We start from the raw sequence: 23,341 nt of genomic DNA, 5'->3' as shown, positions 1-23,341 counted from the left end.
CGGCTCTTGTTTGAGCTTAGTGGTCCGCCCATTCCGGCAGTTGCGTAACGGCCGCCGGGCTGGAAGCACGCGTGCCGGAAAGGCTTGCTTGTCCGAGCGCTACCACCGCGACGGTTGTGATGCTCGCCGCGACCGAAACCCAGAAGCCGTTTGCAGGCCCGAAGCTGTCCACCACCCAGCCGGAGACGAAGGCACCGAGTGCCATGCCGATACCGATGCCGGTCATCACCCAGGTCACACCTTCGGTCAGCATGGCTTCGGGCACGCGGCGTTCGATCAGTCCGAAGGCGGTGATGAAGGTGGGGGAAATGGCAACGCCGCTGAGGAAAACAGCAAAGGCAAGCAGAGCGACCGAGGTGCTGGCAGCCAGAAGTGGCAGGGAGGTAAGGGCGAGAACGCTGACGGCCACCAGCAACTGGCGCTGCAATGGCATCTTGAGGTTCAGCGCTCCGATGATGAGACCGACGATGAAGGAGCCGAGCGCATAGACGCCGATGACGATGCTGGCGGCACCCGGCTCTCCGAGTTGCTTGGTGATGGCAACGGCACTCACTTCCGCCGTGGCGAAGGTGGCGCCGACAAAGATCAGGGCGAGCGTGATGATCTGGACCGGCCGCAGCCGGATCGCCGAGCGTTGCGAGCCTACGGAACCAGCCGCGCGCACCTTCGGCTCCGTCGATCGCTGCGCCAGGAAGGCTGCCGATCCAAGCGCGAGGAAGATGGTGCTGGCGACCATCCCGGCTTCCGGGAACAGCGAGACCGCGAGCCCGACGGAAAGGGATGCGCCCATGATGTAGACAAGCTCGTCGGCAGCGGATTCGAAGGCGAAAGCCGTATTCAATTCGGGCCGGTCCCGGAAGATCTCCGTCCAGCGGGCGCGTACCATAGCCGGTATGCTCGGCATGACTGCCGCGAAGAAGGCCGAGGCAAACAGCGTCCAGGCCGGCCAGACCTGGTTTGCGGCGATGACGAGAAGGATGAAGGCAATGACCGAGAGTATGGTGGCGGGCGTAACGACCGCACGCTGACCGAGCCGGTCGACGAGGCGCGATATTTGCGGCGAGACAAACGCATTGGTCAGGGCGAAGGTCGCAGAAACGGCGCCGGCCAGCCAATATTCACCCCGCGTCTGCGACAGCATGGCGACGATGCCGATGGGAGCCATGGCAAGGGGAAGGCGAGCAAAGAAGGCTGCGGCCGAAAAGCTCTTGGCGCCCGGTGCGCGGAAAATCTCTCTGTACGGATTGGACATCGGAACATTCCCTGTATTGAACCGAAATGGCCGCAGACATACGCGGCGTATGTGAATGAAGTAATTGCATACGCCGCGTATGTCAACTAATATACGCAGCGTATGCAAATTAATGCTGGTGACCGACGGAGACGCAATGCGCAAACCTCGCAGCGAAATGATTGCGGAGACGCGAGCCAAGCTGCTCGCCGCCGGCCGTAAGGCATTCGGCAGCGTCGGCTATGCCGAGGCATCGATGGATGACTTTACAGCCGCCGCCGGACTGACGCGGGGCGCACTCTATCATCATTTCGGTGACAAGAAGGGGCTGCTGCAGGCCGTCGTCAATCAGATCGACGCGGAAATGACCGCAAGGCTCTGTCAGATCTCGTCGAAAGCGCCGTCGCGCTGGCAGGCATTCGTCGACGAGAATGTCGGTTATGTCGAAATGGCGCTGGAGCCGGAAATCCAGCGCATCATGTTTCGTGACGGCCCGGCCGTACTCGGCGAGCCTTCCGGATGGCCGAGCGCCAACGGTTGTATCGCCACGATCAGAGAAAGCCTTCGTTGCCTTCGCGAGGAGGGTATCATCGTTGATATCGACGCGGAAGCCGGTGCTCGCCTCATCAATGCTGCAAGCAGCTGTGCCGCGCAGTGGATCGCCAATTCGGACGATCCCGAGACGACCTCAAAACGGGCGGTGGGCGCATTCCGGACTTTCCTTGAGGGCTTGCGGGTCGACAACGGTTGATCGGTCTGAGTTCGCTTAGTCGGCCGATGCGGCGGTGAAGACCGCCAGTTGAGCCTCGAAGGCCCGCTTGTATGCCGGCCGGGCCTCGCCGCGGGCGACATAGGCGCAGAGGTTCGGATATTCCTGCAACAGCCCCGAGTCCTTCAGCCTGAGCAGGACCGATATCATCAAAAGATCGCCGGCACTGAATGCATCCTCGAGCCAGTCGGCGCTGCCGAGGCGATCGGAAAGTTCGTTCAGCCGCTGGTGGATGCGCTCATCGATCATGGACAGGCGCTGCTGGTACCAAATCTGATCGCGCTCCTGGATTCTTGCGATTGCGCGATCGATGATCGGCGGCTCCACCGTGGAGAGCGCAGCAAACATCCATGTGATCGCCCGTGCCCGCGCCTTGGCGTCGTCCGGCAGCAGCCCGGCATGACGCTCCGCGATATGGAACACGATCGACCCCGATTCGAACAAGGCAAGGCCGTCCTCTTCATAGGTCGGGATCTGCCCGAAGGGATGAAGAGCGAGATGCGCAGGCTCCTTCATCGCCTTGAAGGAGAGGAGGCGCACCTCATAAGGCTGGCCGACTTCTTCGAGCGCCCAGCGAACGCGCATGTCGCGCGCCAGGCCTCTGCCGCGATCCGGCGATTTTTCAAAGGCGGTGATCGTTATCGTCATTGCTGCTCTCCGTGGCTTTGTCTGGCTTAAAGACGATCGGCTGAGCGAGAATCCGACACTCCATTTTCGAGATGGTTTTCAGAGCCGGGAACGATGCGTGCCAGTGCATCTCATTTCGCAGTTCGACTGCCTGCTGATCAGTTTATGGGTAGGCCGCGCGGCAGACGCGCGTGATGAGATTGCGCAGCCATTTATGAGCGGGGTCGGCGTCGACGCGCGGATGCCATATGGCGGCTACGAGTATTTCCGGCGTTTCAAACGGCAATTCAAAGCTTCGAATACCAAACTCGCCCACCGGCTCGTTCAGCTTGCTCTTGCCGAGGCAGGAGAGGGGGACAGCCGCGATGAAATCCGTCGAAGCTGCAATTCTCATCGCATCCGGAAAACCAGGCACCACGACGCGGATTTCCCGTTTCAGACCTTTCCTTTCCAAGGCCTCATCGACCGTTTCGGCAAATTCTCCCTTTCTGGACGCGGCGAGGTGACGGCAGGCCGCATAGCGCTTTGCCGTTACTGGCCCGCCCGTCAGCAGAGGATGACCTTCCCGCGCCACTCCAACCAGCCGATCGCGAAGCAGAAGCCGCGTGCGCAGCTCGGGCGCAGGCACGCCTAAGACGCCGATTTCCAGATCGATCAATCCTTCCCGCAACATATGTGGCTCCTTGTCGCGCTTGAGCACGAAGCGGATGCGAACGCGCGGTGCCGCCTCCGTGATGGCCGCGACAAGGGGCGCAGACAAAAGCTCAAGAAAGGCTTCGCTCACGCGGATCGAAAATGTGGTCTCCAATGTGGTAACGTCGAGTTCGCCGGCCGCAGGCCGAAGAATGGCGCGCGCATCCAGTGTGACGGCATGAACGCGATCCCGAAGGGTCTCGGCAAAGCGTGTCGGCACGAGGGATCTGCCTGCCCTGACAAGCAACGGATCCCCCGTCACGGCACGCAGCCGCGACAGCGTGCGGCTCATGGCGGAAGGGCTCAAGCCAAGACGCTTTGCCGCTTCCGTCACACTCCCCTCGGCAAGCAGGACGTCAAGGGCGATGAGAAGATTGAGATCTATGTCTTCCATGGCATTTGGGTAGACCAGATCGATCGCCATGCCTAGCGTCCGACGCAACTATTCTTTGCATCCTGTGCGTCTGGAGAAATCCGGATCGGGCTTTCATATTGGGCTCGCAGCAAACAAAGGAGGCGTGCCCATGCCGTCATCATCATCGTCCGCTGGCAGCATCCTGATCATCGGTGCATCACGCGGTCTCGGCCATGCCATGGCCGAAGAATTCTTCAAGAAGGGCTGGTCCGTCGTCGGCACGGTGCGGGCATCGACGGCGAGGACGAAACTGCACGATCTGGCGGACCGTTCCGATGGCCGCGTCACTATCGAAACGCTCGACATCAACGAGCCGGAACAGCTCGCCTCGCTGCGAGAGCGCCTCGGCGGTCGCGTCTTCGACATGCTGTTCGTCAACGCGGGAACGACGAATGTCCCGACCGAGACGATCGCGGAGGTGACGACGGAGGAGTTCGTGCGCGTCATGGTGACGAATGCGCTAAGCCCGATGCGGACCGTGGAAGGATTGCAGGACCTCGTTTCGCCGACGGGGCTGATCGGCGTCATGTCCTCGGGCCAGGGGAGCGTCAGCAACAATACCACGGGCATGCGGGAGGTCTATCGCGGCAGCAAGGCGGCCTTGAACACGTTGATGCGCAGCTATGCCGCCCGGCATGCGGATGATGCGCGTGCATTGGTGCTTATGGCTCCCGGGTGGGTCAAGACCGATCTGGGCGGCCCCGACGGGCGGCTGACGATCGAGGAAAGCATTCCAAACCTGGTGAATGTACTTCTCGGCCAGCAAGGAAAGCGGGGCCTGGAATATCTGGACTATCTCGGCCGAACGGTTCCCTGGTGATCCGTCGTCAACATAGCACATGAGCCTTGAGGCATCGCGAGACCGGAGCCGGCGCCCGGCGATTGGGCTGACGATTGTTCGGCGGATCGCCGAATACATCACGGAAATGAATCGAAGCTGGCCGACCGATTCAAAACACTCGTTGGACCGCAGCCGCGCGATCGACGATTCTTCCGGCATGCTTACTCAGCCCTATCATCTCTATATCGAGCGCACCAATGCCGCGAAGAACATGGCCCGCTATTATGCACTGGAGATATCGACGACCCTGTTCGGCGATACGTGTCTTACGCGACGATGGGGCCGCATAGGCTTCAGCGGACAGACGATGGCGCATCATTTCGAAGATGAAAGGGATGCCGTCAGACTGTTCCTCGCGCTGATCCGGCAGAAACGGGCAAAGGGCTACCGCCCATGCCCCGTGCGAAGCAGGGCGCTCACATGATTTCCATGGCGCCCGAGTGCACTACCCGAGATCTCGGGTAGTGACGTGTCCATAATGATTAGAGCGGTCTGACGTTTTCCGCCTTCGACTTGCCCGTCTTCCGGTCCTGACCCAGATCGTAAGAGACGGATTGCCCCTCCCTGAGCACATTGCCGTATTGCAGGGCGGAGACGTGAACGAAAACGTCAGGTCCTCCGCTTTCCGGCGTAATGAAGCCAAAGCCCTTGTCGGTGTTGAAAAACTTAACCGTGCCAGTTGGCATGAAATCCCCATGTCTTTGCAGTTGATCGCGGCGGCAACCTAGCGGGCAACTGCTGTCAGATCAAGCACATCTGCTAATGGCGTCCGTCAGGTCCTGTGATCAAACGTGTTTTTTCGCATCAGATCGTCTTTGAAGTCTTGTATCAGCGATAGCCATTCCTTCCGTGACTCGGTTCTGGCTGCTTTCGTCGAGCATTCGCGCGCAGCTCCGGTCATCGGCGATCACTGGAATCTGATACAAACCATGATGGACTAGCCTGCAAAAGGATCTATTCTTGCTGTCCGTCTTCCAGTTTTGGAAGCATCAATCAATCGATCTGCCAACAAGCACGAGCTCCATCCATGACCAAAGGCTCCGATCTCCTGGTGGCCGCACTCGAAAACGAGGGTGTCGACCGTATCTTCGGTATTCCAGGCGAAGAAAATCTCGATGTTGTCGAGTCGATCCGCAAATCGTCTATTCAGCTGGTGCTGACCCGGCATGAGCAGGCCGCCGGGTTCATGGCCGCGACCTATGGTCGCCTGACCGGCAAGCCGGGCGTCTGCCTGACGACGCTGGGGCCAGGCGCCTTGAACCTTTCGACGGGCGCGGCATACGCGTTGCTCGGCGCCATGCCAATGGTGATGATCACCGGCCAGAAAGGGATACTTTCGTCCCGGCAGGCCCGGTTCCAGGTGGTAGACGTGGTGGCGTCGATGAAGCCGCTCACCAAGCTTGCCCGGCAGATCGTCTCGCCGCAGATGATCCCGACGATGGTCAGGGAGGCATTCCGGATCGCACAGGAGGAGCGGCCGGGACCGGTCCATCTCGAGCTTCCGGAGGACATCGCCGCCGAGGAATGCGCGCCGGTCGCTCTCGTCGCTCCGCATCAACTGGAGCTGCCGATCGCAAGTGACGCGGCTCTTGATCGCGCGGCCACCCTCATCACCGCGGCAAAACGCCCGCTGCTCATGCTCGGGGCGGCCGCTTCGCGTCCCCGGTCGACCTCTGATATCGCGCAGTTCGTCATCCGCACCGGCATCCCGTTCTTCACGACCCAGATGGGCAAGGGAACGGTCCCGGGCGGAACCGAGCTCTACATGGGTACGGCCGCACTGTCGGAGCGGGACTATGTCCACGAGGCGATCGAGCAGGCCGATCTCATTATCACCATCGGCCATGACACGATCGAGAAGCCGCCCTTCATCATGGGCAAGGGTGGTCCGAATGTCGTCCATGTCGGATATCAGCCGGCGACCGTCGAGCAGGTCTACTTTCCTCAGTCGGAGGTCATAGGCGACATTGGCCCATCGTTGAAGGCGCTGGCGGATCGCCTTGCGGGTAAACTGCCGAACGCGCAGGCCCTTCTTCATCTTAGGGAACGTATCCTCGAGCGCATCGCGGATCGGGCGACGGAAGATCGGTTCACGCCGCAGCGGCTGGTCCATGACATCCGGGAAGTCATGCCGCATGACGGCATCCTCGCGCTCGACAACGGCATGTACAAGATCTGGTTCGCCCGGAACTACCGGACGCGCATGGCGAACACGCTGCTGCTCGACAACGCCCTTGCGACAATGGGTGCCGGGCTCCCTTCGGCCATGGTCGCCTCGATGCTCTATCCCGAGCGGCGTGTCATGGCAGTCTGCGGGGATGGCGGCTTCATGATGAACTCGCAGGAGATTGAAACAGCCGTCCGGCTGAAACTGAACCTTGTCATCCTCGTCATCGAGGATGACGCCTATGGCATGATCCGCTGGAAGCAGGCGGTGGACGAGTTTCCGGACTTCGGAATGACGTTCGGCAACCCGGATTTCGTTAGATATGCGCAATCTTATGGCGCCAAGGGAACGAGGGTCGACGACATCAGCCAGTTCAAGCAGGCGCTTGAAGATGCTTTTTCCGGCGGTGGTGTTCATCTCGTCAACGTCCCGGTCGATTATTCGGAAAACGAACGTGTGCTGGTGAAGGAATTGCGCGAACGGCTTCCCGCCATTCTGGAGGATCAAGATGACGCCTAAGCTGAAGGTCTATCAGGCATTCGATCGCGCGCTCATTGCCGAAATACCGGCCGATGATGCCGCTATTCTCGAGCATAAGCTCGATGTCGCCGCGAAAGCCTATGCCGATCGTAGTGCCTGGCTGCCCACGCATCGCAGGATGGCTATCCTCAGAAGGGTGTCCGAGCTTCTCTCGGAGAACCGTGAACGCTTTGCCATCATGATCGCCCGCGAAGGTGGCAAGCCGCTGACGGATGCGATCGTCGAGGTCACGCGCGGGATCGATGGTCTCGTCAACGCGGCGGACGAGCTGCGCAATTTTGGCGGCAAGGAAATCCCGATGGGCCTGACAGCTGCCAGCACCAACCGATGGGCTTTCACCACCAAGGAGCCGATCGGCGTCGTGGCGGCGATATCGGCGTTCAACCACCCCCTCAATCTCATCATCCACCAGATTGCGCCGGCTGTGGCCGTTGGCTGCCCCGTCATCGTCAAGCCGGCGGCACCACACCGATTTCCTGCATCGAGATCGTCAAGCTGTTCTGGGAGGCGGGACTGGACGAGCGCTGGTGCCAGACCTTCATCACCGAGGACAATGCGCTTGCCGAGAGCCTTGCTGTGGATCAGCGCGTCGCCTTCCTAAGCTTCATCGGTTCGGCGAAGGTCGGCTGGCGTCTGAAAAGCAAGCTGCCGCCAGGCACGAGATGTGCGCTGGAACATGGTGGAGCAGCCCCCGTCATCGTCGATCGCAGCGCCAGCATCGACGCGATCGTCGGGACGATCGTCAAAGGCGGATATTATCACGCGGGGCAGGTCTGCGTGTCGGTGCAGCGCCTCTTCGTGCACGATGATATCCTAGCCAACTTCACCGACGCGCTTGCCGCCAAGGTCGCAAGCCTGCGTGTCGGCGATCCCACGTTGAAGGAGACGGAGGTCGGGCCGCTGATCCTGCCGCGCGAGACGGAACGTGTCGCAAGTTGGATCAAGGAAGCGACCGATGCGGGAGCAAGGCAATTCGGGGGAGGGCGGTTGTCCGAGACCACGCTTCTGCCCTCCGTCCTGCTCGATCCGCCGGCGGACGCCAAGGTGTCGCGGCTCGAGGTGTTCGGACCGCTGACCTGTGTCTATGGCTATAGCGACATCGACGAGGCGATCCGTACAGCCAACTCGCTGCCCTACGCATTCCAGGCGAGCGTCTTTTCTACCGATATAGCCGTCGCGCTCAAGGCGGCAAGGCATCTCGACGCATCCGCGGTGCTCGTCAACGACCACACGGCGTTTCGAACCGATTGGATGCCTTTTGCCGGGCGCAGGCAGTCGGGATATGGTGTCGGGGGTATTCCCTGGACGATGGAGGAGATGGCCGACGACAAGATGGTGGTGTTCAACGGCGTCAGCTAGGTGAGCCTCGGCAAGCCTGATCCTCGGACCTCCCCCCTCACGCGATCTTTGCGGCCGGACAATTATTTCAGTCGGAAACGGAATTCGCCTGCCTTCAGCGCTGTCATTGAAGCCCTGCGACAATCCTAAAGGCAGAATCTCTTAGATCCGACCCGATATCATCTGCGTGATGAGGGTGATACGGTGAGACCGAAAAGCGGGTCTTATTCTGCCGTGGCGCTCGAGTTCCGCCAATCCGTGGAGCGCCGCCCAGAAAGTCTCGGTAGCGGTATCCCCATCCTTGAAGAATGGCGTGATCACGGTCGCCATGGCTCCAAAACCCTCACGGAGCTGTGCTGGCGTGTCGGATTTGGCGAAGCGGAGACCGGTCGGAAGGATAAACATCGCCTCGTACATTGCAGGCCGGGCGAAGGCGAAATCGAGATAGGCGGTCGCGACACTTTCCACCAATTCTCCGGGCGTGGACGATGGCCGGATCGCGGCACGCAGTATTGCCGCCAACTCACTAAAGCCCTCAAGCGCGACCGCGCCGACGATTTCGTCGCGATTTTGGAAATGCGAATAGAGAACGGGCTGGCTGTATTCTATCTCGTCGGCAAGACGCCGAATCGTGACCGAAGCCCAGCCGTCGCGTTCCGCGATCGTCCTTGCGGCAGCAACGATCCTGCGGCGTCGTTCGCCCTTTTCCCGCATCTTGCGTTCGCTAATGCCCACGTTGGCTCCTGTCGTCATTCGCGATTTCTCTGCCGGCGAAGCTATCAAAAAGAATGTCGATTGACAAACTAGCGACGCTAGAATATATGATGTCGCTATAAAATTTTTCGCCGATACGGATCGGCAGAGAAGAGAATATCGATGAATCTTCCAGTCCAAATTTTCACAGGCGCGACCGTGCTCGATACCGTTCTGGTCTGGCTCTCCGCAGGGGCGTTTCTCACTGGCGCCATCGTCAACATGAGTGGCCACCAAAAAATCCGCGCGGGCTTTGTACAGCTTGGATTTCCATCCTGGTGGTGCTGGGTTACGGCCGCGCTTGAGCTCTTGACGGCGGTGTTGTTGGTAACAGCCGGTATCCGATACATCGGAGTGGCATTGGGCGCTTGCATCATGCTCGCTGCAATTGCGGCCATTGTCCGTATCCGGAACTATAGAGAACTCCCACCGCCTGTTGTGTTCCTGTTGTTGCTGGCACTGGCCGGCGTCAGCGGTCATGTTTGAGCATCTCGCAGCAGATGGGCTCATCATCCCGAGAACCTCCGCGTAGCTGGCTGGATAAAACCATCTGTCGCTAGACGCTGGACGTCACCCGAACTCCCGCCATCAATTCTTCCGAAGGAAAGCGCCGTACGGAGCGAAATCGCTGTCGGACGGTGTAAAGCAACGGCCCCAAGGAGGCCAGACCATCATGTCACATCGCAAAGCCAATACAGTCGTCGTCTATCACTCCGGTTACGGTCACACCCAACGGATGGCTCAGGCCGTCGCGGAAGGAGCAGGAGGCGTGCTTTACGCCATTGACGCCGATGGCAATCTTTCAGATGAGGGATGGGCCGCGTTGGATGCGGCGGACGCCATCATTTTCGGGTCGCCAACCTACATGGGCGGCCCGAGCTGGCAGTTTAAGAAGTTTGCTGATACGTCCTCGAAGGCCTGGTTTGCCAACAAATGGCAGGACAAGGTTTTCGGAGGTTTCACCAACAGCGCCAGTTTGAACGGCGACAAGCTCAACACCCTCGAATACTTCGTGCTTCTGGCGGGACAGCACGGCGGTCTTTGGGTCAGCCTGGGAATGAAACCGGCAAATGTGAAGGCGTCGAAACGAGACGATGCGAACAGGATGGGGTCGTACATCGCGCCCATGGCGCAGTCCGATGCCGACGCAGCCCCAAGTGAAATGTCGAGCGGCGATCTCGAAACCGCCCGCATCTACGGAGAGCGGGTGGCACGAGTTGCGCAGCGGTTAACAGCGGCTCAGGCAGCCTGATGCGAGCGCCAACTCTTGAGACTTGAACAGCTCTGGAGCGGATACTCTGATGGGCGCCAGGCCCAGGAAGAGAAGGGAATTGCACTGAGAAGCCCGCGATTTGCTGCGCGACGTCGAGGAGCAGATCGCGGGCGCAATCGGTTTACTGGATCGCACTCTCGCTCATGCGCCGACGGACGGAGGGCATCGCGGTTACTTCGCCGTCGGCAAGGTCATCGCTCCAGACGAATTGCTTGTGGAATGGTCGCATTCCATTCACGCAAGTCGGGCATCTGCCGCGCATTCCCGATTGTTCATATACTCCTTGAGGCCAGTTGTCCGGCAGCCTGCTATCTTTGAATTCTGCCTGTTGAATTTGTCTTCAAGCAATTCGCTTGCGCGATACGATGCCCATCTCATGAATCTTGCAAATCAACACCGAACAGCTCCTGGTGCATGTGCTCGACTGCGATGCCGATGCCGCCGACCAGAGCCGCCCGATTGCCAAGCTGACTAATCTCGATGCGAGGTGGGTAAGGCGTACAACGTGGCAAATACTTGCGAATGGCTTCAACAAGTTCGGGGCGCGCGCCGATACCGCCGCCCATGATCACCAGCTCCGGATCGAGGGTCGCACCGATCGCGGCAATGGCAAGCGCAATCGATCGCGAAGTTTCCTCAATCACCGCAACAGCGGCCGGCTCGCCAGCCACCAGAGCCGAAAAAAGATCCGCGACCGTTGCGTCGCTCTGCCCACCATATCCGCAATAGCGCCGCACCATCGCCGCACTACCCACGGCGCTTTCAAGAGTACCAAGAGTAAAGCCGCCCGGATCAAACGGCTCTCCGCCGAGAGGCAGATAGGCGATCTCCCCCGCGGCACCGCGTGCGCCACGCATGAGGCTACCATTTGCAATAATGCCCATGCCGATACCGGTGCCTACGGCCACGAAGGCAAAATTATCCGATGTGGCGCCGTGCCCTCGCCATCGCTCTCCTTGCGCGGCAAGATTGACGTCGTTCTCAATGATGACCGGGATTGCCATCCGGTCGCTCAGGAGCCGGCGCAAGTCAATCGTTTCGACTCCGGGGATGTTCGGGGCGACATTGATATGTCCGGTGGTCGGATCAAGCACGCCTGGGGTCGCCAGCACTATGACGCGCAATTTGGAAAGATCGATGTCGGCGCTCCCGGCGAGGTCCTGTACAATGGCGTGGAATTGATCAACGAGATGAACCCCGCCGCGCGAGCTTGTCGGCACCTTGGTTTCAGCAACGATATTTCCAACCAGATCGCAGATGACAGCCGCGATTTTGGTTCCGCCTAGATCGATCGATGCAGCGAAACCGGCACTTGCATCGAGCTCGTAGGTTATTGCGGTTCGCCCCAGGCGCCCATCGGTGTATCCAGTCGGCTTCAACCAACCATTATTTTCGAGATTGCGAACGACGTCGGAAATCGTTTGCTTGGACAAGCCCGTTTGCTTGGCGATATCCGCGCGGGAAATAGGGCCTTTTGCAAGTATGGTCCGAATGACGGAATTTGTTGAAATTTTTCGCGCTATCGGTGTCTGGGTCGCATTTGGCATCAGTGCTGGCTCGGGTTCTGCCTCTAATTAGTTCGGGACCTTTTCCTAATTCATCCAACCTCGCGCGTGGCTGCGCTAGCTTCGGCTGGAATATCGCAAAATTCAAGTGAATCTCCGTGAGTTGGCTAAACAAAACCATTTAATTTGTCCATGTCATTGACAAATTAAGCGCCCAATTTGTAGACTTGCCCAATGACTGAGCAAGTTGCGGAGGGGTAATGAAAGCGAGGTCAAAGGATGTGTAATCCCGCATTCGCCGAGGACTTCGTGACGCTCCATTCCGGCGAGTGTACTGGATATTGCAATCTGGATCTCACGCTTGATCCCATCTCTGACACCGCGCGTTGAAAGGTGCTGGATTTGCCATGATGACCCCCACATCCCAAGGCGAAATCACAACCAAGCACCCGGTCATTCTGCCGATCATGGCGCCTCGACTGCAGGCGGACGCGCATCCCGACGGGTATCTTGATCTCGCTCTTTGGGGAAGCGGCCGTCTTGGACGAATACGTTTTTCCAAACTTGCCGGACCTTACGTTTACGGTCCAAACAGGGTCACCGCCGAAGCAGGTGGCATCTTCGTCGCCCAGTCAAAGCCCATCCTTCTGATCCGCAATGCCCGCCTGGAAGGAATCCATCCGGCTCGTCGGGGTGCCTGGTGGCATGAGATCGATGAGGACAGTCAGCGAACCAAGATCATCAAACGCGATAGTCGCCGTATCGTCGTGAGTGGCTGGGGTGTGATGATCGTCGAGGTTGGCGACGGAGATATCCGCGTCGCGGCCGGGGCCTCGGAAGAGGAGGCTGAAGCCGCATTGAGCCTTGCCAGCGACGCTATCTTGGCAGAAGCGGCGAATTATGTCGCCCGGTGCGACGTCGCGCCCGATGCCGATCCCGTGATGCGCAGCATGGTGATTCAAGGCACGCATGCCGCGCTTTCCAGCATTCGACTGGACGAGAACGGTGTGTTCGCCGGCCTAGCCGCGGGTCAGGCCTATAGCGCGCCCGCGCGCACCTATTATCGCGATGGCTACTGGACGATGCAAATGCTGCTGAAGCTTGCGCCGGAGGCGGTACGCGATGAAATTCGACTTTTGGCCAAGGGAATTCAGCCTGATGGAGAGGCGCCAAGCGGCGTGATATTGACCGGACCGGCGCAATCTCGTGCCTGGCAGAACTTCGTTCTTGATGCCAAACAAAATCCCGAAAAATATCGTGGCAAGGCTGCTCCGGAGCATCACAATCGTCCAGGTGATTGGTGGAGCGATCATTTTGACAGCCCGCTTTTCTTCATCCTCTTTCTCGTCGATTATGTGGATGCCACAGGGGATACGGCGGAAGCATTGCGGCACTGGCCGCTTGTGACCGCCATCGTTGAACGGTATCTGGCCCTCGCAGGCCCTGGTAGCGTATTGCCGCTCAAGCCGCGAAACGACAGGGACTGGGCGGACAATGTCTACCGGGAAGGTCTCGTATCCTACAATCTCGGCCTTTTCGTCGGTGCACTGGATGCGGTGGCTAAACTGGGAGCCGGGCATGATTCCGCATTGGCGCGGAAGGCAAGCGAAATAGCGCAGTCCGCTCGCGCCGAAATCGAGGACAAGCTTTTTGTCCCGAGCAGGAACGGTTACGCCGATTTCGTCACTCCTGATGGATTTGTCGAGGATCATCTCGTGCTCGACAGTCTGACACTCTCCCGTTATGGGGCGATTTCGCGAACGCGCGCCATTGGTCTCCTGAAGGCGATGGAAGGAGCTCTGGAGGCTCGAAACAATACGAAACAGCCCTATGGCGATTGGGGCGTCCTTTGCGCGTTTCCGCCATTTAAACGGGCGAGTGACGTAAGATCGAAGACCGCGTTCCCCTTTCGCTATCACAATGGATCGGATTGGCCCTATTGGGACGGCGTCTATGCGGAAGAAAGAATACGCCACGGTCTCGGTGGAGCGCGTTATGCGCTTATACGCTGGTGGGAAACCTGCCTCGCAAATGGATGGGCCGGTGCGGTCGAATATTTCTCGCCGCCCTACGGACGCGGTTCCCTTCTGCAGGGATGGAGTGCGATGCCGGCGGCTGTTGTTCTTAAATATGGCCTAGAGGCTGCGAACGCGGAGAATAGGTAATGAGCGGATGGGCCGGATTTTCCTTAGGCTACCGGCTTGTCCAATCTCATGACGAAGGCGAGGTGACCGTTTTGGCTGAGTTCTTCGAAACCGAGATGCCGGTAAAATCCCTTGGCGCGCTCGTTCGCGGGGCTGACACCAAGATGGACGCCAGGTGCGCCATACGCCGTGAGGGCTTCGAGCATGGTCTTGATCATCAGCCGTCCCCATCCGCCCGATTGGGCTTCAGGCAGAATATTGATGTGAAGATGCGCGGGGTAGGTCTCTTCAAGGCCCGGCGTGCCGCTGTGAGGACTGGCTATTCGCTCCAGAACATCAGCGTCTTTTTCCGTCTTGGGTATCAGGCCAGCGGTCTCGCGGCGAACAACCGGCCACCAATCTCTGCGGAGCACTGTGTCAAAGCCCGCGGTATCCGGCGTACCGACAACATAGCCGACCACCCGACCGTGCCTGGCGAGAACGAACGCAAAATCCGGAGCGAATTTGAGATAAGGCACGGCCCATACGTAGCCGGGAAGGCGCGGATTGCTGTAAAGCGCACTCGCGTCGGCCCCGGCGTCGGCCGTGACCAGGCAAATGTGAAAGAGGGCGTCAACGTCGTCCTCAGTGGCCGGGCGGATGAAATAATCATCGATCTTGGGAGGCATGGCATCATCGATTTGCTGGCCGCTGCTCGGTGAGAACTGACGTCAGGCGGCGGTAAAACTGGGAAGTTTGAGGGACTGCATCTGAGGGCCATACCCGCAGATTTTGGAAAAGAATAAGGAAATTCGTCGGTCCAGTAAAGGCCCGACAATGCAAGACATTCGGCGCGTCTTAGCAAGATCAGCCGGTTGGAATCGATAGAAACTGCCAAAACGCAGCTAGAGGGAACCAATCAATGTTTAGCGATTTCATCTCCACCAATGCAGCATCCATTCTGAAGAAGACAGGAATTTTGGCGGCATCCGTCTTCATTGGCATCGGCATGTCGACAACCGTCTTTGCCGAGACGCTCACGGTTTGGGACGACCACGATTCTGAGTCGAGAGCCGCCGTGATGACCGAACTCAACGCCAATTTCCAGAAGGCGCATCCCGACGTTAAGCTTGATCACACCGTACGCGATTTCCAGGACCTCAATCTCACGCTTAAGCTCGCCGTTTCGTCTGGCGATGGTCCGGTGGTGACTAAGGTCAACCAGGGAGCCGGCGCGATGGGCGCGATGGTGAAGGAAAACCTTCTCGTTCCTGTCGATAACTACCTCAAGAAATATGGATGGGATAAAAACCAGTCCGATAGTCTCCTGGCGCGTGACCGCTGGTCGAGCAAGGGCGAGTTCGGTGTCGGTGAGACCTATGGCATCTCGTCGCTCGCCGAAATCGTCGGCCTCTATTACAATGAAAAGGTTCTGAAAGCCGCTGGCGTCGAACTTCCGATCAAGAACTTCGACGATTTCCTTGCCGCTCTCGATAAGGTCAAGGCGGCAGGCAGCGCGCCGCTGACAATCGGTACAGCCAAGGGCCATCTGGCGCTCCATATGTTGGCCGGGATCAGCCAGGCGCATATCGATGCTTCGGATCGAAAGGCGCTCGATGACCTGATCTATGGCCGCGGCGGCACATGGAATACGCCCGGCAATCTGGAATCGGTGAAACTTGTGCAGAAATGGGCAACAAACGGCTATTTCTCCGATGGTTACCAGGGTATCTCGGGCGATGATGCCGTTCAGCTTTTTGTCGCCGGCCAAGGGGCCTTCCTGATTTCGGGCACCTGGTACTTCGGCGATATGCAGAACAATCCCGATATCCATTTCATGCCCATCCCGGCGCCCGCCGGTATCAAGCATCCGCTTTCGGTTGGCGGCGTCGACCTTGCCTGGGCGATCACCAGCCTGGCCAAGAGCGACAAAATGAAGGACCTCGCCGGCGAGTACATCAACTACATGGTCTCCAAGGACGCATCCGTGACCTGGGCCCGCGCCGGCTATCTGCCCGCCACCCCTGTTCCAGCAGACGCCGGGGTTAACGCGTCCCCGCTCCTGAAGGAGGGCATCGCGATCTGGAAATCATTGAACGATGACAATGCACTCGGGCATTATCCCGATTGGGCGAGCCCAACCATGCTCAAGACGTTTGATGAAAACACGCCCCTATTGCTTGCGAACAAGGAAACGCCTGAAGAGCTGATCGCCAAGCTCGACGCGGACTACGCCGCCTACATGAAGAGCAAGTGATTGCCGGCGAACAAGCCAATCCCGCCGCGCTACTCGATCGAAGAAAGGCAGCGGCGGGAAACTTCGGTACGTCTATCCTGATCACGGCCAGAGCGGCAGCATTCGACCTCTGGCATATCCACGAGATGGTGCATGAAACGCTCACCACTTGACGCGAAGGCCAGTAGAAATCTCGTCTACGTTCTGCCTGGCTTGCTGCTCTATTTTGCTCTCATTCTTGGTCCTATTGTCGCGGCAATCGGTATCAGTTTCACTGAATGGAATGGGATCAGCCCGCCCAATTGGATCGGCCTTGGCAATTATGTAAAATTGTTTTCAGATGAAACTTTCTATGTTGCATTGAAAAACAATGCTCTCTTCATGGTGTTTTACTGTGTCATCCCGATTGTCATTGGCCTGGCACTAGCCGCGATGGTCTGGACGTTCAGGCAGCGGGAGCAGTTCGCGCTGCGGACACTGCTATTCCTGCCCTATATCATGCCCACCGCCGTGCTTGGCATCATTTGGCACTGGCTTTACAATCCTGCTTTTGGTCCGATAAACCAGGCGTTAAAGCTGGCTGGCCTGGGTTCCATCGCCCTACCCTGGCTTGGCGATTTCACGTTTGTCCTACCAGCGGTCGGCATTGTTGCGAGTTGGTATTTCTTCGGTTTCTGCATGGTGTTGTTTCTCGCCGGCATCCAGCGGATCGATCCTGCACTGTTTGAAGCGGCGAGGGTCGATGGTGCCACCGGAAGTAGGATTTTCTTCTTCATCACACTGCCGCTCCTGCTGCCGGAAATACGCATCGCGCTCCTTCTCACGATCATTTCCTCGATCAAGAGTTTTGATCTGATCTTTACGATGACTCGAGGCGGCCCGGCCAACGCCACACTTGTTCCCAACATTTATATGTATGAGCTTGGCTTTCAACTGAATCGGTATGGATATGCTTCGGCCGTTGCCATCATCGGTGCGATTCTCGTCTTTACTATCAACTATGCCGTTCACCGGCTGGTGCGCCCTGTGAATGAAGGGAGTGCAACGTGAGCAGAGATTTTCATACGATAGGCGCGGTGCTACCATCACGTATCATTCTTTGGCTGTTCGCGGTCTTGGCGATTGTTCCCTTTGCCCTTCTGATACTTACGTCTCTGAAGAGCCGTGCCGATCTGATACAAGGCGCATTCGTATTGCCGGCCTATCCGCATTTCGAGAACTATGCAAATGCTTGGATTGATGGCCGGTTTAATGTCTATTTCCTGAATTCCGTCATGATTGTTTTCCCCGTTGTCGTGGTTAGCATCATACTTGGCACGTTGACGGGATTCGGATTCGCGTTCCTGACCTTTCCGTTCAGGCGCACCATTTTCGTCCTTTTAACTGTTGGAATGATGGTGCCGACCGAAGCCTTCATTATTCCACTCTACTATGAAATGCGCTATGTCGGCCTCATAAACACCTATGCTGCGCTGATCCTTCCCCAAATTGCTATGTCTCTGCCTTTCGCCACCATGTTCATGGCTAGCGCGATGCAACAACTGCCATCGGAAATCATAGAAGCAGCGGTTCTCGATGGAGCATCCAGAAGATATATTCTTTCAAAAGTTATCGTACCTTTGATGCTGCCGTCGATGTCCACGCTGGCATTGTTCCTGTTTATTTGGACATGGAACGAGTTTCTTATTCCGCTTGTTCTCGTCAATGACGATAACTACCGAACCCTGCCAATTGGCATGCTATTTTTCCAAGGACGTTATACGGTCAATACGCCTGTGTTGACGGCGGGCGCTGTCATCGTCATCGGACCACTCATTCTTGCCTATATGTTCTTCCAACGGAAACTTATCACAGGCCTAACGGCTGGAGCGACGAAGTAAAACCACCTTGCTCTCGATTGAAAAGATCGGTCGCGCGCTCGGGCGCCATGAAGCAATGGAAATCTTCTTTCGCCGATCATCGCGCCATTCCCGCGTCGAAATGCGACCATGCAATTATTGGATCCCTTAATCGCTTTGCCGGTTGAGATGACGCGCAAATCCGGTTATCTGCCTGTCCGTCCAATTCGCGAATAGTAAGGTCCTGGCCGTATGGCTCCCAATTTCCTCGTCACCCATTCCGGCGGCTTCCATGCCGACGAAGTGTTGTCCAGCGTCATTCTCACGCGGCTTTTCCCTGATGCGCGCCTGGTTCGCAGCAGAGCGCCGGAATGGATCACGCCCGGTGTCGATCGCATCGTCTATGATGTCGGCGGCGCTTATGATGCGACTGCCGGGATTTTCGATCATCACCAGCGCGGCGCACCGCGGCGCGACGATGGTCAGCCCTTCAGTTCGTTCGGGTTGATCTGGAAACATTTCGGTCGCGACTACCTGACAGCCCTCTTGGTCCCAAGCGGCTTTGTCGAAACCGTGCATGCGGCTTTCGATGCCGGCTTCGTCCTGCCGATCGACTTGGTCGACAATGGTGCGCTCAGCCCGGATAGCGCCGGCCTGCTGGCTGGGTTGACCCTGCAGTCGTTGCTCGAAACATTGAAGCCCGTCTTCGACGACGTGGACCCGGGGGCGACCGATCGGGCATTCCACGCCGCCGTTGCGATCGCCCGCAATTTCGTCGAAGCGAAGATTGCCGGGCTCCATGCGAAACTGCGTGCCGAAACTCTGGTGCTGCAGGCGATTGCGTCCGCCGGCGAGAGCCGTGTTCTCGAACTGCCGATGGGCATGCCGTTTCGTTCGGCGATCGTGAAGGCGGGTGCCGATCATCTCCTGTTCGTGGTCCATCCGCGCGAGGCCGACTGGTGCCTGACGGGAATTCGCCGCGCGGAGGAAGGATTCGAACTGCGAGCCGATCTTCCGGTGGGCTGGGCTGGATTGAGCGGCCGCGACCTGGAAATGGCGACCGGTATTGAGGGCGCAAGTTTCTGCCACAACGGCCGATTTATCGCCGCCGCCAAAACGCGAGAGGCGGCGCTCGCTCTCGCCAGGTTGGCGGTGAATGACGCGGAGCAAGGAGCCGGTTGACCATCGGCTCGAGCCCGAGCGCAATCGCCGTTTCACGGGGCAACTCCGGCTTGAGCATTGAACGGATCGGCATACGGAAGCCGCTCATTTTGCAACCAGAACCGGTTTGCTCCTGAATTCGCGCGCTGTTCAGATCGACTGAAAATACTTACAGCTGAAATTATTTGGGGATGATCCCGCGTCACCGTTGCTCTCATGAGCATGCATTGGCACGATCGCGACACCAAAAAGGAGGCTTGTCATGCGCTTATCCGCCCCGCCGATGTCGAAAGAACGACTTGCGCAGTTGCTCGCTGGCTTTTCGCCGGATACCAAGCAGCAAGTGGGCCAAACCGGTATGCGGAGCCAGGACGGTGGAAAAGTGATATGTGAAGAAGGCTCGCCCGGCGGAACTAATTCGCAGTAGCTTGAGATCGCGCTCGAAGCGTTGGTTGGGGAAACGTGCGGACGCGGTAGAAAGGGCGCATCGAGGTGATAGTTAGCAGTTTGGCTCACCCGGCAGACCGTAAACCGCGGCGGGCTGGCTTACACCCTTCAACGTGAAAATCCCGAGCCGTTCAAATCCGTCTTGGACCTGCGAAGCGAATAGTTCGGAGGCCAACACGCTGCGTTGGACCGTATCGCACAACTTTTCCATCCGGGCCGCCTCGTTGACAGCTCTGCCGATTGCCGTGAAATCAAGTCTGCGGGCAGCTCCGACGTTTCCGTAGAATACCTCTCCGATATGCAGAACGATATCGACGAGGAGCTGTGGTTCCTCGGAAACCATGCGTGCCCGGTTGACCGCCGCATTCGCCTCGATTGCCTTCTTCGCCGCGGACAGAGCCCTTTCACACGCGTTGGCCGGATCTTCAATATCGGTCGGGAAGATTGCAAGCAGGCTATCGCCCATGAATTTGAGGATCTCACCGCCGAATTGCTCGACTGGCCCTCCGATCGCGTCGAAACGCTCGTTCAGCCAACCGACGATACGCTCGGGCGGAAAACCTTCGTTTAGCGCCGTGAAATTCTTCAGGTCCGCAAGCAGGATGGCGGCATGGATGGCATCACCATTGCCGCGTCGTGTCTGGCCGCGGAGAATGCGGCCGCTCGTGCGGGCTCCGGTATAAACGGCGAGCATGTCTGTCGCCACACGCATCGCCGCGATGCGGCAGCATGCGAGGGCGAGGGCCGGTAGAAATTCATCCAGGGCGGCAATCTGGTCGTCGGAGAACCCCTCCGGGTTATCGACAGCCAATGAGAAGCCGATGCCGCCCAGCGCGGTTCCCCCGGGAAACCGGGCAAGTTTTACCAGGTAATCGGTTGCCCCAAGATCGGAGAGTTCGTTTAGCAGCGGGAACCCGGCTGCGTCACCGCCGGGCGGCAGTCTCCAGCGCCCAACATCCAGCTCTCGTGAAAGAAGATATGAAATAGGCGAGCGGCGAAACATCGCGTCACCCGCTTCGCCGTGCTCTTGTATTTCGAGAGAGATGCTCGACGACCGCGACCAGGAAATAGAAGAGCCCTTTTGAAGTGGATCGATGGACGGCATGGCTATGGACGCCCTAACGAGTGGATAGCCGAGCCTGGTCAGCCGTTCTGAAACTCCGGTCAGGATCTCTTCGATGCTGTCGCTGGTCAGGCCCATGGCTATGATCCAGTCGACCAACTCCCGTGTCTGCGTCACTTCGTAAGCTCCTCCGAACGGCAAAGTTTGAGAAGATCGTCGACCGAGTTTGGTGCTCGGTCCAAATCAATGGGCAGCCTAGCATGGAAACTGGCGAAAGTACCTTGCGCGCGCGAGCGGGGTGGGAGCCATGAACAAGATCCGCCAATAGGTGCGCGAGTGCAGGTCGTCGTCGATGTGTGAGATGCTGCCGAAGAGCTGCGGGGGGGTGCCAACCGTCGGCATATCATTGAAATGCCTGCTGGCAGAAACAAGTGTGGCAAAGTGGCGACACGTGTCGATCACTAAGCAAAAAGCCGTAATTTCCTAAGAATAGTCCATAGTTTTCTAAAATACCGCCGCCTCGAATGCAGCCATCCTCGCCATGGTAACCATTCGGTGCGCTATGGACATTCAATTCTCAGGTTTTGAAATTTTTGCTCCGAAAATAGAGATGGCCTGGACTGTCCTGCAACGGCCAAATGCCCGCCGCACCCGTGCGGGGACGGAGCTCCCTTCCGATCACACGCATGCTGGACTGCATCCCGCTCCGACGCCGACGCCGCCCGGAGACATGGATATCACTGCAGATCGAAAGCCAGGCATCTGGATGGGACGCGTACACCAAGAATTACGAAATTTCGCCGACGGCGCAGGCTTGGATACCGACCAAAGCATGAAGCGCTTTGCCTGGTTTCCAGCATGCCGGCAACGCCAGGGGCGATCAGGATCAGATCCGACGAGACTTGCATCCGATGATGGATTTTCGCCGCAGGCATGAAACGCGCCCGAGGCATCGGTCATCCATGACTTGTGTGTAGTGCCATACAGCCAGCCTTAGGAATTCGGCAAAGCCGATGCTTCAATTGATCGGGAGAGTCGCATGAACACTGAAAAGATCATAATCTTTGACACCACTCTGCGTGACGGCGAGCAAAGCCCCGGCATCAACCTCGACGCCGGGGAGAAGGTCGAGATCGCGCTTATGCTCGAAGGGCTGAAAGTCGACGTGATCGAGGCCGGCTTTGCCGTCTCCAGCCCAGGCGAGTTCGACGCGATCAAGGCCGTCGCGAGTGTCGTGAAGGACAGCACGATTTGCAGCCTGAGCCGCGCGGTCGAGCGCGATATCGATCTGACGGCGGAGGCTGTTTCCGGTGCGGCATCGTCCCGTATCCATATCGTGCTGGCGACCTCACCCATTCACATGAAATACAAGTTGCAAATGACACCGGAAAACGTGCTCGAACATGCCGTTCGCGCGGTGGCCCACGCGCGACGTTATTCCGAGGATATCGAGTTTTCCTGCGAGGACGCGAGCCGATCGGAGCCCGAATTTCTTGCCCGTTTCGTGGAACAGGTGATCAAAGCCGGCGCGACCACGGTCAGCCTGCCTGATACGGTCGGCTACGCCACGCCTTACGAATACGGCAAGCTATTCACCTATCTGCGCGATGTCGTGCCCAACGCTGACAAGGCCGTGTTCTCCGCGCATTGTCACAATGATCTGGGCATGGCTGTTTCCAACTCGCTCGAAGCGACCCGGCAGGGCGCGCGCCAGATCGAATGCACGATCAACGGTATCGGTGAGCGAGCGGGCAATGCGTCGCTTGAGGAGATCGTCATGGCGCTGCATACACGCGAGGATTTTTTCCGATGCCAAACCTCCGTTGAAACCCGTCGTTTGACGGCCGCATCCCGGCTCGTCTCGGAGATCACGGGTTTCGTTGTGCAGCCTAACAAAGCGATCGTCGGCAGGAATGCCTTCTCGCATCAGTCCGGCATTCACCAGGATGGCATGTTGAAGAACCCGTTGACCTATCAGATCATGACGGCGGCGGAGGTCGGTGCAGACGAGTATCGGCTGGTGCTGGGTAAGAATTCGGGCCGCAACGGTTTTCGCATGTGCATGCGCTCGCTGGGCGTCGAGTTCGGTTCCGATGCCGATCTCGATCGCGCTTTCTCGCGTTTCAAGGATATCGCCGATCAAAAGGCATCGCTTTGCGATGAGGACCTTCTGGCGACGGTTGTCGGTATGGAAGCCCTCTCCCGGGAAAGCCACATCGCCTAGTTCTGCTTCCAGAACGTCTAAACGGGATCGGACATGTGCCGGCACCGCGCTTGCCGCGGACCTCGGCCGGCCTGGGGGAACCGCGCGTCAATAGTTT

General features: G+C 58.3%; 20 protein-coding genes and 1 pseudogene. 13 read left to right on the top strand and 8 right to left on the bottom strand.

The features are described 5' to 3' along the window. Positions 1 to 16: 16 nt before the first annotated feature. The gene (locus tag AC13RC_RS08405) at positions 17 to 1,252 is read right to left on the bottom strand and encodes an MFS transporter (RefSeq protein WP_488556904.1); all 1,236 of its coding nucleotides are present in this window, start codon (positions 1,250 to 1,252) and stop codon (positions 17 to 19) included. 136 nt (positions 1,253 to 1,388) lie between these two features. Between AC13RC_RS08405 and AC13RC_RS08400 the strand changes: the two genes are divergently transcribed. Beyond that, complete coding sequence (locus tag AC13RC_RS08400; RefSeq protein ID WP_488556903.1) at positions 1,389 to 1,982, top strand: TetR/AcrR family transcriptional regulator; 594 nt, start codon at positions 1,389 to 1,391, stop codon at positions 1,980 to 1,982. A 15-nt stretch (positions 1,983 to 1,997) separates the two neighbouring features. On the opposite strand, the gene AC13RC_RS08395 is transcribed toward AC13RC_RS08400, so the two are convergent. Together AC13RC_RS08395 and AC13RC_RS08390 are read right to left on the bottom strand one after the other, a co-directional pair. Then, complete coding sequence (locus AC13RC_RS08395; protein WP_113395092.1) at positions 1,998 to 2,648, bottom strand: glutathione S-transferase family protein; 651 nt, start codon at positions 2,646 to 2,648, stop codon at positions 1,998 to 2,000. Positions 2,649 to 2,790: 142 nt separating this feature from the next. After that, positions 2,791 to 3,714: a LysR family transcriptional regulator gene (locus AC13RC_RS08390; RefSeq protein WP_113395200.1), complete on the bottom strand. Its 924-nt coding sequence runs from the start codon at positions 3,712 to 3,714 to the stop codon at positions 2,791 to 2,793. A 130-nt stretch (positions 3,715 to 3,844) separates the two neighbouring features. Here AC13RC_RS08390 and AC13RC_RS08385 point away from each other — a divergent pair, with 130 nt between their 5' ends. Together AC13RC_RS08385 and AC13RC_RS08380 are read left to right on the top strand one after the other, a co-directional pair. After that, positions 3,845 to 4,555, top strand: a complete 711-nt coding sequence (locus AC13RC_RS08385) for an SDR family NAD(P)-dependent oxidoreductase (protein ID WP_113395091.1) — start codon at positions 3,845 to 3,847, stop codon at positions 4,553 to 4,555. A 178-nt stretch (positions 4,556 to 4,733) separates the two neighbouring features. Beyond that, positions 4,734 to 5,000, top strand: a complete 267-nt coding sequence (locus tag AC13RC_RS08380; protein ID WP_488556902.1) for a WGR domain-containing protein — start codon at positions 4,734 to 4,736, stop codon at positions 4,998 to 5,000. Positions 5,001 to 5,058: 58 nt separating this feature from the next. Here AC13RC_RS08380 and AC13RC_RS08375 read toward each other — a convergent pair whose 3' ends face one another. Further along, entirely contained in the window at positions 5,059 to 5,262 is a 204-nt protein-coding gene (locus AC13RC_RS08375) for a cold-shock protein (protein WP_047631453.1), read from the bottom strand. 341 nt (positions 5,263 to 5,603) lie between these two features. On the opposite strand from AC13RC_RS08375, the gene AC13RC_RS08370 reads away from it, so the two are divergent. After that, positions 5,604 to 7,262 (top strand): acetolactate synthase large subunit, encoded by a 1,659-nt coding sequence (locus tag AC13RC_RS08370; RefSeq protein ID WP_488556901.1) that lies wholly within the window; start codon positions 5,604 to 5,606, stop codon positions 7,260 to 7,262. Then, a pseudogene (locus AC13RC_RS08365) lies at positions 7,252 to 8,642 on the top strand (aldehyde dehydrogenase family protein). The gene AC13RC_RS08370 and the pseudogene AC13RC_RS08365 overlap by 11 nt, the downstream one beginning before the upstream one ends. A gap of 141 nt (positions 8,643 to 8,783) precedes the next feature. Here AC13RC_RS08365 and AC13RC_RS08360 read toward each other — a convergent pair. Continuing rightward, the gene (locus AC13RC_RS08360) at positions 8,784 to 9,356 is read right to left on the bottom strand and encodes a TetR/AcrR family transcriptional regulator (protein WP_488556900.1); all 573 of its coding nucleotides are present in this window, start codon (positions 9,354 to 9,356) and stop codon (positions 8,784 to 8,786) included. Positions 9,357 to 9,497: 141 nt separating this feature from the next. On the opposite strand from AC13RC_RS08360, the gene AC13RC_RS08355 reads away from it, so the two are divergent. Further along, positions 9,498 to 9,860, top strand: a complete 363-nt coding sequence (locus tag AC13RC_RS08355) for a DoxX family protein (RefSeq protein ID WP_488556899.1) — start codon at positions 9,498 to 9,500, stop codon at positions 9,858 to 9,860. A gap of 187 nt (positions 9,861 to 10,047) precedes the next feature. Further along, positions 10,048 to 10,626, top strand: a complete 579-nt coding sequence (locus AC13RC_RS08350; protein WP_269244326.1) for a flavodoxin family protein — start codon at positions 10,048 to 10,050, stop codon at positions 10,624 to 10,626. Positions 10,627 to 11,021: 395 nt separating this feature from the next. On the opposite strand, the gene AC13RC_RS08345 is transcribed toward AC13RC_RS08350, so the two are convergent. Further along, positions 11,022 to 12,194, bottom strand: a complete 1,173-nt coding sequence (locus AC13RC_RS08345) for an ROK family transcriptional regulator (protein WP_113388753.1) — start codon at positions 12,192 to 12,194, stop codon at positions 11,022 to 11,024. A gap of 368 nt (positions 12,195 to 12,562) precedes the next feature. Here AC13RC_RS08345 and AC13RC_RS08340 point away from each other — a divergent pair, with 368 nt between their 5' ends. Further along, positions 12,563 to 14,317, top strand: a complete 1,755-nt coding sequence (locus AC13RC_RS08340; RefSeq protein WP_488557042.1) for a glucosidase family protein — start codon at positions 12,563 to 12,565, stop codon at positions 14,315 to 14,317. A gap of 23 nt (positions 14,318 to 14,340) precedes the next feature. On the opposite strand, the gene AC13RC_RS08335 is transcribed toward AC13RC_RS08340, so the two are convergent. Next, positions 14,341 to 14,964: a GNAT family N-acetyltransferase gene (locus tag AC13RC_RS08335; protein ID WP_113353277.1), complete on the bottom strand. Its 624-nt coding sequence runs from the start codon at positions 14,962 to 14,964 to the stop codon at positions 14,341 to 14,343. Between the two features lie 233 nt (positions 14,965 to 15,197). Between AC13RC_RS08335 and AC13RC_RS08330 the strand changes: the two genes are divergently transcribed. The 4 genes from AC13RC_RS08330 to AC13RC_RS08315 all read left to right on the top strand — a co-directional run bounded on the left by AC13RC_RS08330 (position 15,198) and on the right by AC13RC_RS08315 (position 19,531). After that, complete coding sequence (locus tag AC13RC_RS08330; RefSeq protein WP_113331156.1) at positions 15,198 to 16,532, top strand: extracellular solute-binding protein; 1,335 nt, start codon at positions 15,198 to 15,200, stop codon at positions 16,530 to 16,532. A 132-nt stretch (positions 16,533 to 16,664) separates the two neighbouring features. Beyond that, positions 16,665 to 17,561, top strand: coding sequence for a carbohydrate ABC transporter permease (locus AC13RC_RS08325; protein WP_488556898.1), 897 nt, complete (start codon positions 16,665 to 16,667; stop codon positions 17,559 to 17,561). Next, entirely contained in the window at positions 17,558 to 18,391 is an 834-nt protein-coding gene (locus tag AC13RC_RS08320; protein WP_113331154.1) for a carbohydrate ABC transporter permease, read from the top strand. Before AC13RC_RS08325 ends, AC13RC_RS08320 begins: the two co-directional genes overlap by 4 nt. 210 nt (positions 18,392 to 18,601) lie before the next feature. Beyond that, positions 18,602 to 19,531, top strand: a complete 930-nt coding sequence (locus tag AC13RC_RS08315; protein WP_488556897.1) for an MYG1 family protein — start codon at positions 18,602 to 18,604, stop codon at positions 19,529 to 19,531. A 478-nt stretch (positions 19,532 to 20,009) separates the two neighbouring features. Here the strand turns inward: AC13RC_RS08315 and AC13RC_RS08310 are convergent, their stop codons facing one another. Beyond that, positions 20,010 to 21,158, bottom strand: a complete 1,149-nt coding sequence (locus AC13RC_RS08310) for an adenylate/guanylate cyclase domain-containing protein (protein ID WP_488556896.1) — start codon at positions 21,156 to 21,158, stop codon at positions 20,010 to 20,012. Between the two features lie 901 nt (positions 21,159 to 22,059). Here AC13RC_RS08310 and AC13RC_RS08305 point away from each other — a divergent pair. Then, entirely contained in the window at positions 22,060 to 23,244 is a 1,185-nt protein-coding gene (locus AC13RC_RS08305) for a 2-isopropylmalate synthase (protein WP_145321428.1), read from the top strand. Positions 23,245 to 23,341 lie beyond the last annotated feature (97 nt).

Source organism: Martinezella sp. CNPSo 3890 (genome assembly GCF_057784455.1).
Note: the sequence above shows the minus strand (reverse complement) of the source record. Positions and strands in the feature narration are given on the sequence as shown.

Bases quoted from the DNA above. Each gene is read 5' to 3' on its own strand.
- AC13RC_RS08375 (WP_047631453.1), bottom strand. From the start codon at position 5,262: ATGCCAACTGGCACGGTTAAGTTTTTCAACACCGACAAGGGCTTTGGC.
- AC13RC_RS08310 (WP_488556896.1), bottom strand. From the start codon at position 21,158: ATGGGCCTGACCAGCGACAGCATCGAAGAGATCCTGACCGGAGTTTCA.
- AC13RC_RS08395 (WP_113395092.1), bottom strand. From the start codon at position 2,648: ATGACGATAACGATCACCGCCTTTGAAAAATCGCCGGATCGCGGCAGA.
- AC13RC_RS08385 (WP_113395091.1), top strand. From the start codon at position 3,845: ATGCCGTCATCATCATCGTCCGCTGGCAGCATCCTGATCATCGGTGCA.
- AC13RC_RS08350 (WP_269244326.1), top strand. From the start codon at position 10,048: ATGTCACATCGCAAAGCCAATACAGTCGTCGTCTATCACTCCGGTTAC.
- AC13RC_RS08400 (WP_488556903.1), top strand. From the start codon at position 1,389: ATGCGCAAACCTCGCAGCGAAATGATTGCGGAGACGCGAGCCAAGCTG.
- AC13RC_RS08345 (WP_113388753.1), bottom strand. From the start codon at position 12,194: ATGCCAAATGCGACCCAGACACCGATAGCGCGAAAAATTTCAACAAAT.
- AC13RC_RS08405 (WP_488556904.1), bottom strand. From the start codon at position 1,252: ATGTCCAATCCGTACAGAGAGATTTTCCGCGCACCGGGCGCCAAGAGC.
- AC13RC_RS08315 (WP_488556897.1), top strand. From the start codon at position 18,602: ATGGCTCCCAATTTCCTCGTCACCCATTCCGGCGGCTTCCATGCCGAC.
- AC13RC_RS08340 (WP_488557042.1), top strand. From the start codon at position 12,563: ATGACCCCCACATCCCAAGGCGAAATCACAACCAAGCACCCGGTCATT.
- AC13RC_RS08370 (WP_488556901.1), top strand. From the start codon at position 5,604: ATGACCAAAGGCTCCGATCTCCTGGTGGCCGCACTCGAAAACGAGGGT.
- AC13RC_RS08305 (WP_145321428.1), top strand. From the start codon at position 22,060: ATGAACACTGAAAAGATCATAATCTTTGACACCACTCTGCGTGACGGC.
- AC13RC_RS08390 (WP_113395200.1), bottom strand. From the start codon at position 3,714: ATGGAAGACATAGATCTCAATCTTCTCATCGCCCTTGACGTCCTGCTT.
- AC13RC_RS08330 (WP_113331156.1), top strand. From the start codon at position 15,198: ATGTTTAGCGATTTCATCTCCACCAATGCAGCATCCATTCTGAAGAAG.
- AC13RC_RS08355 (WP_488556899.1), top strand. From the start codon at position 9,498: ATGAATCTTCCAGTCCAAATTTTCACAGGCGCGACCGTGCTCGATACC.
- AC13RC_RS08325 (WP_488556898.1), top strand. From the start codon at position 16,665: ATGAAACGCTCACCACTTGACGCGAAGGCCAGTAGAAATCTCGTCTAC.
- AC13RC_RS08335 (WP_113353277.1), bottom strand. From the start codon at position 14,964: ATGCCTCCCAAGATCGATGATTATTTCATCCGCCCGGCCACTGAGGAC.
- AC13RC_RS08380 (WP_488556902.1), top strand. From the start codon at position 4,734: ATGCTTACTCAGCCCTATCATCTCTATATCGAGCGCACCAATGCCGCG.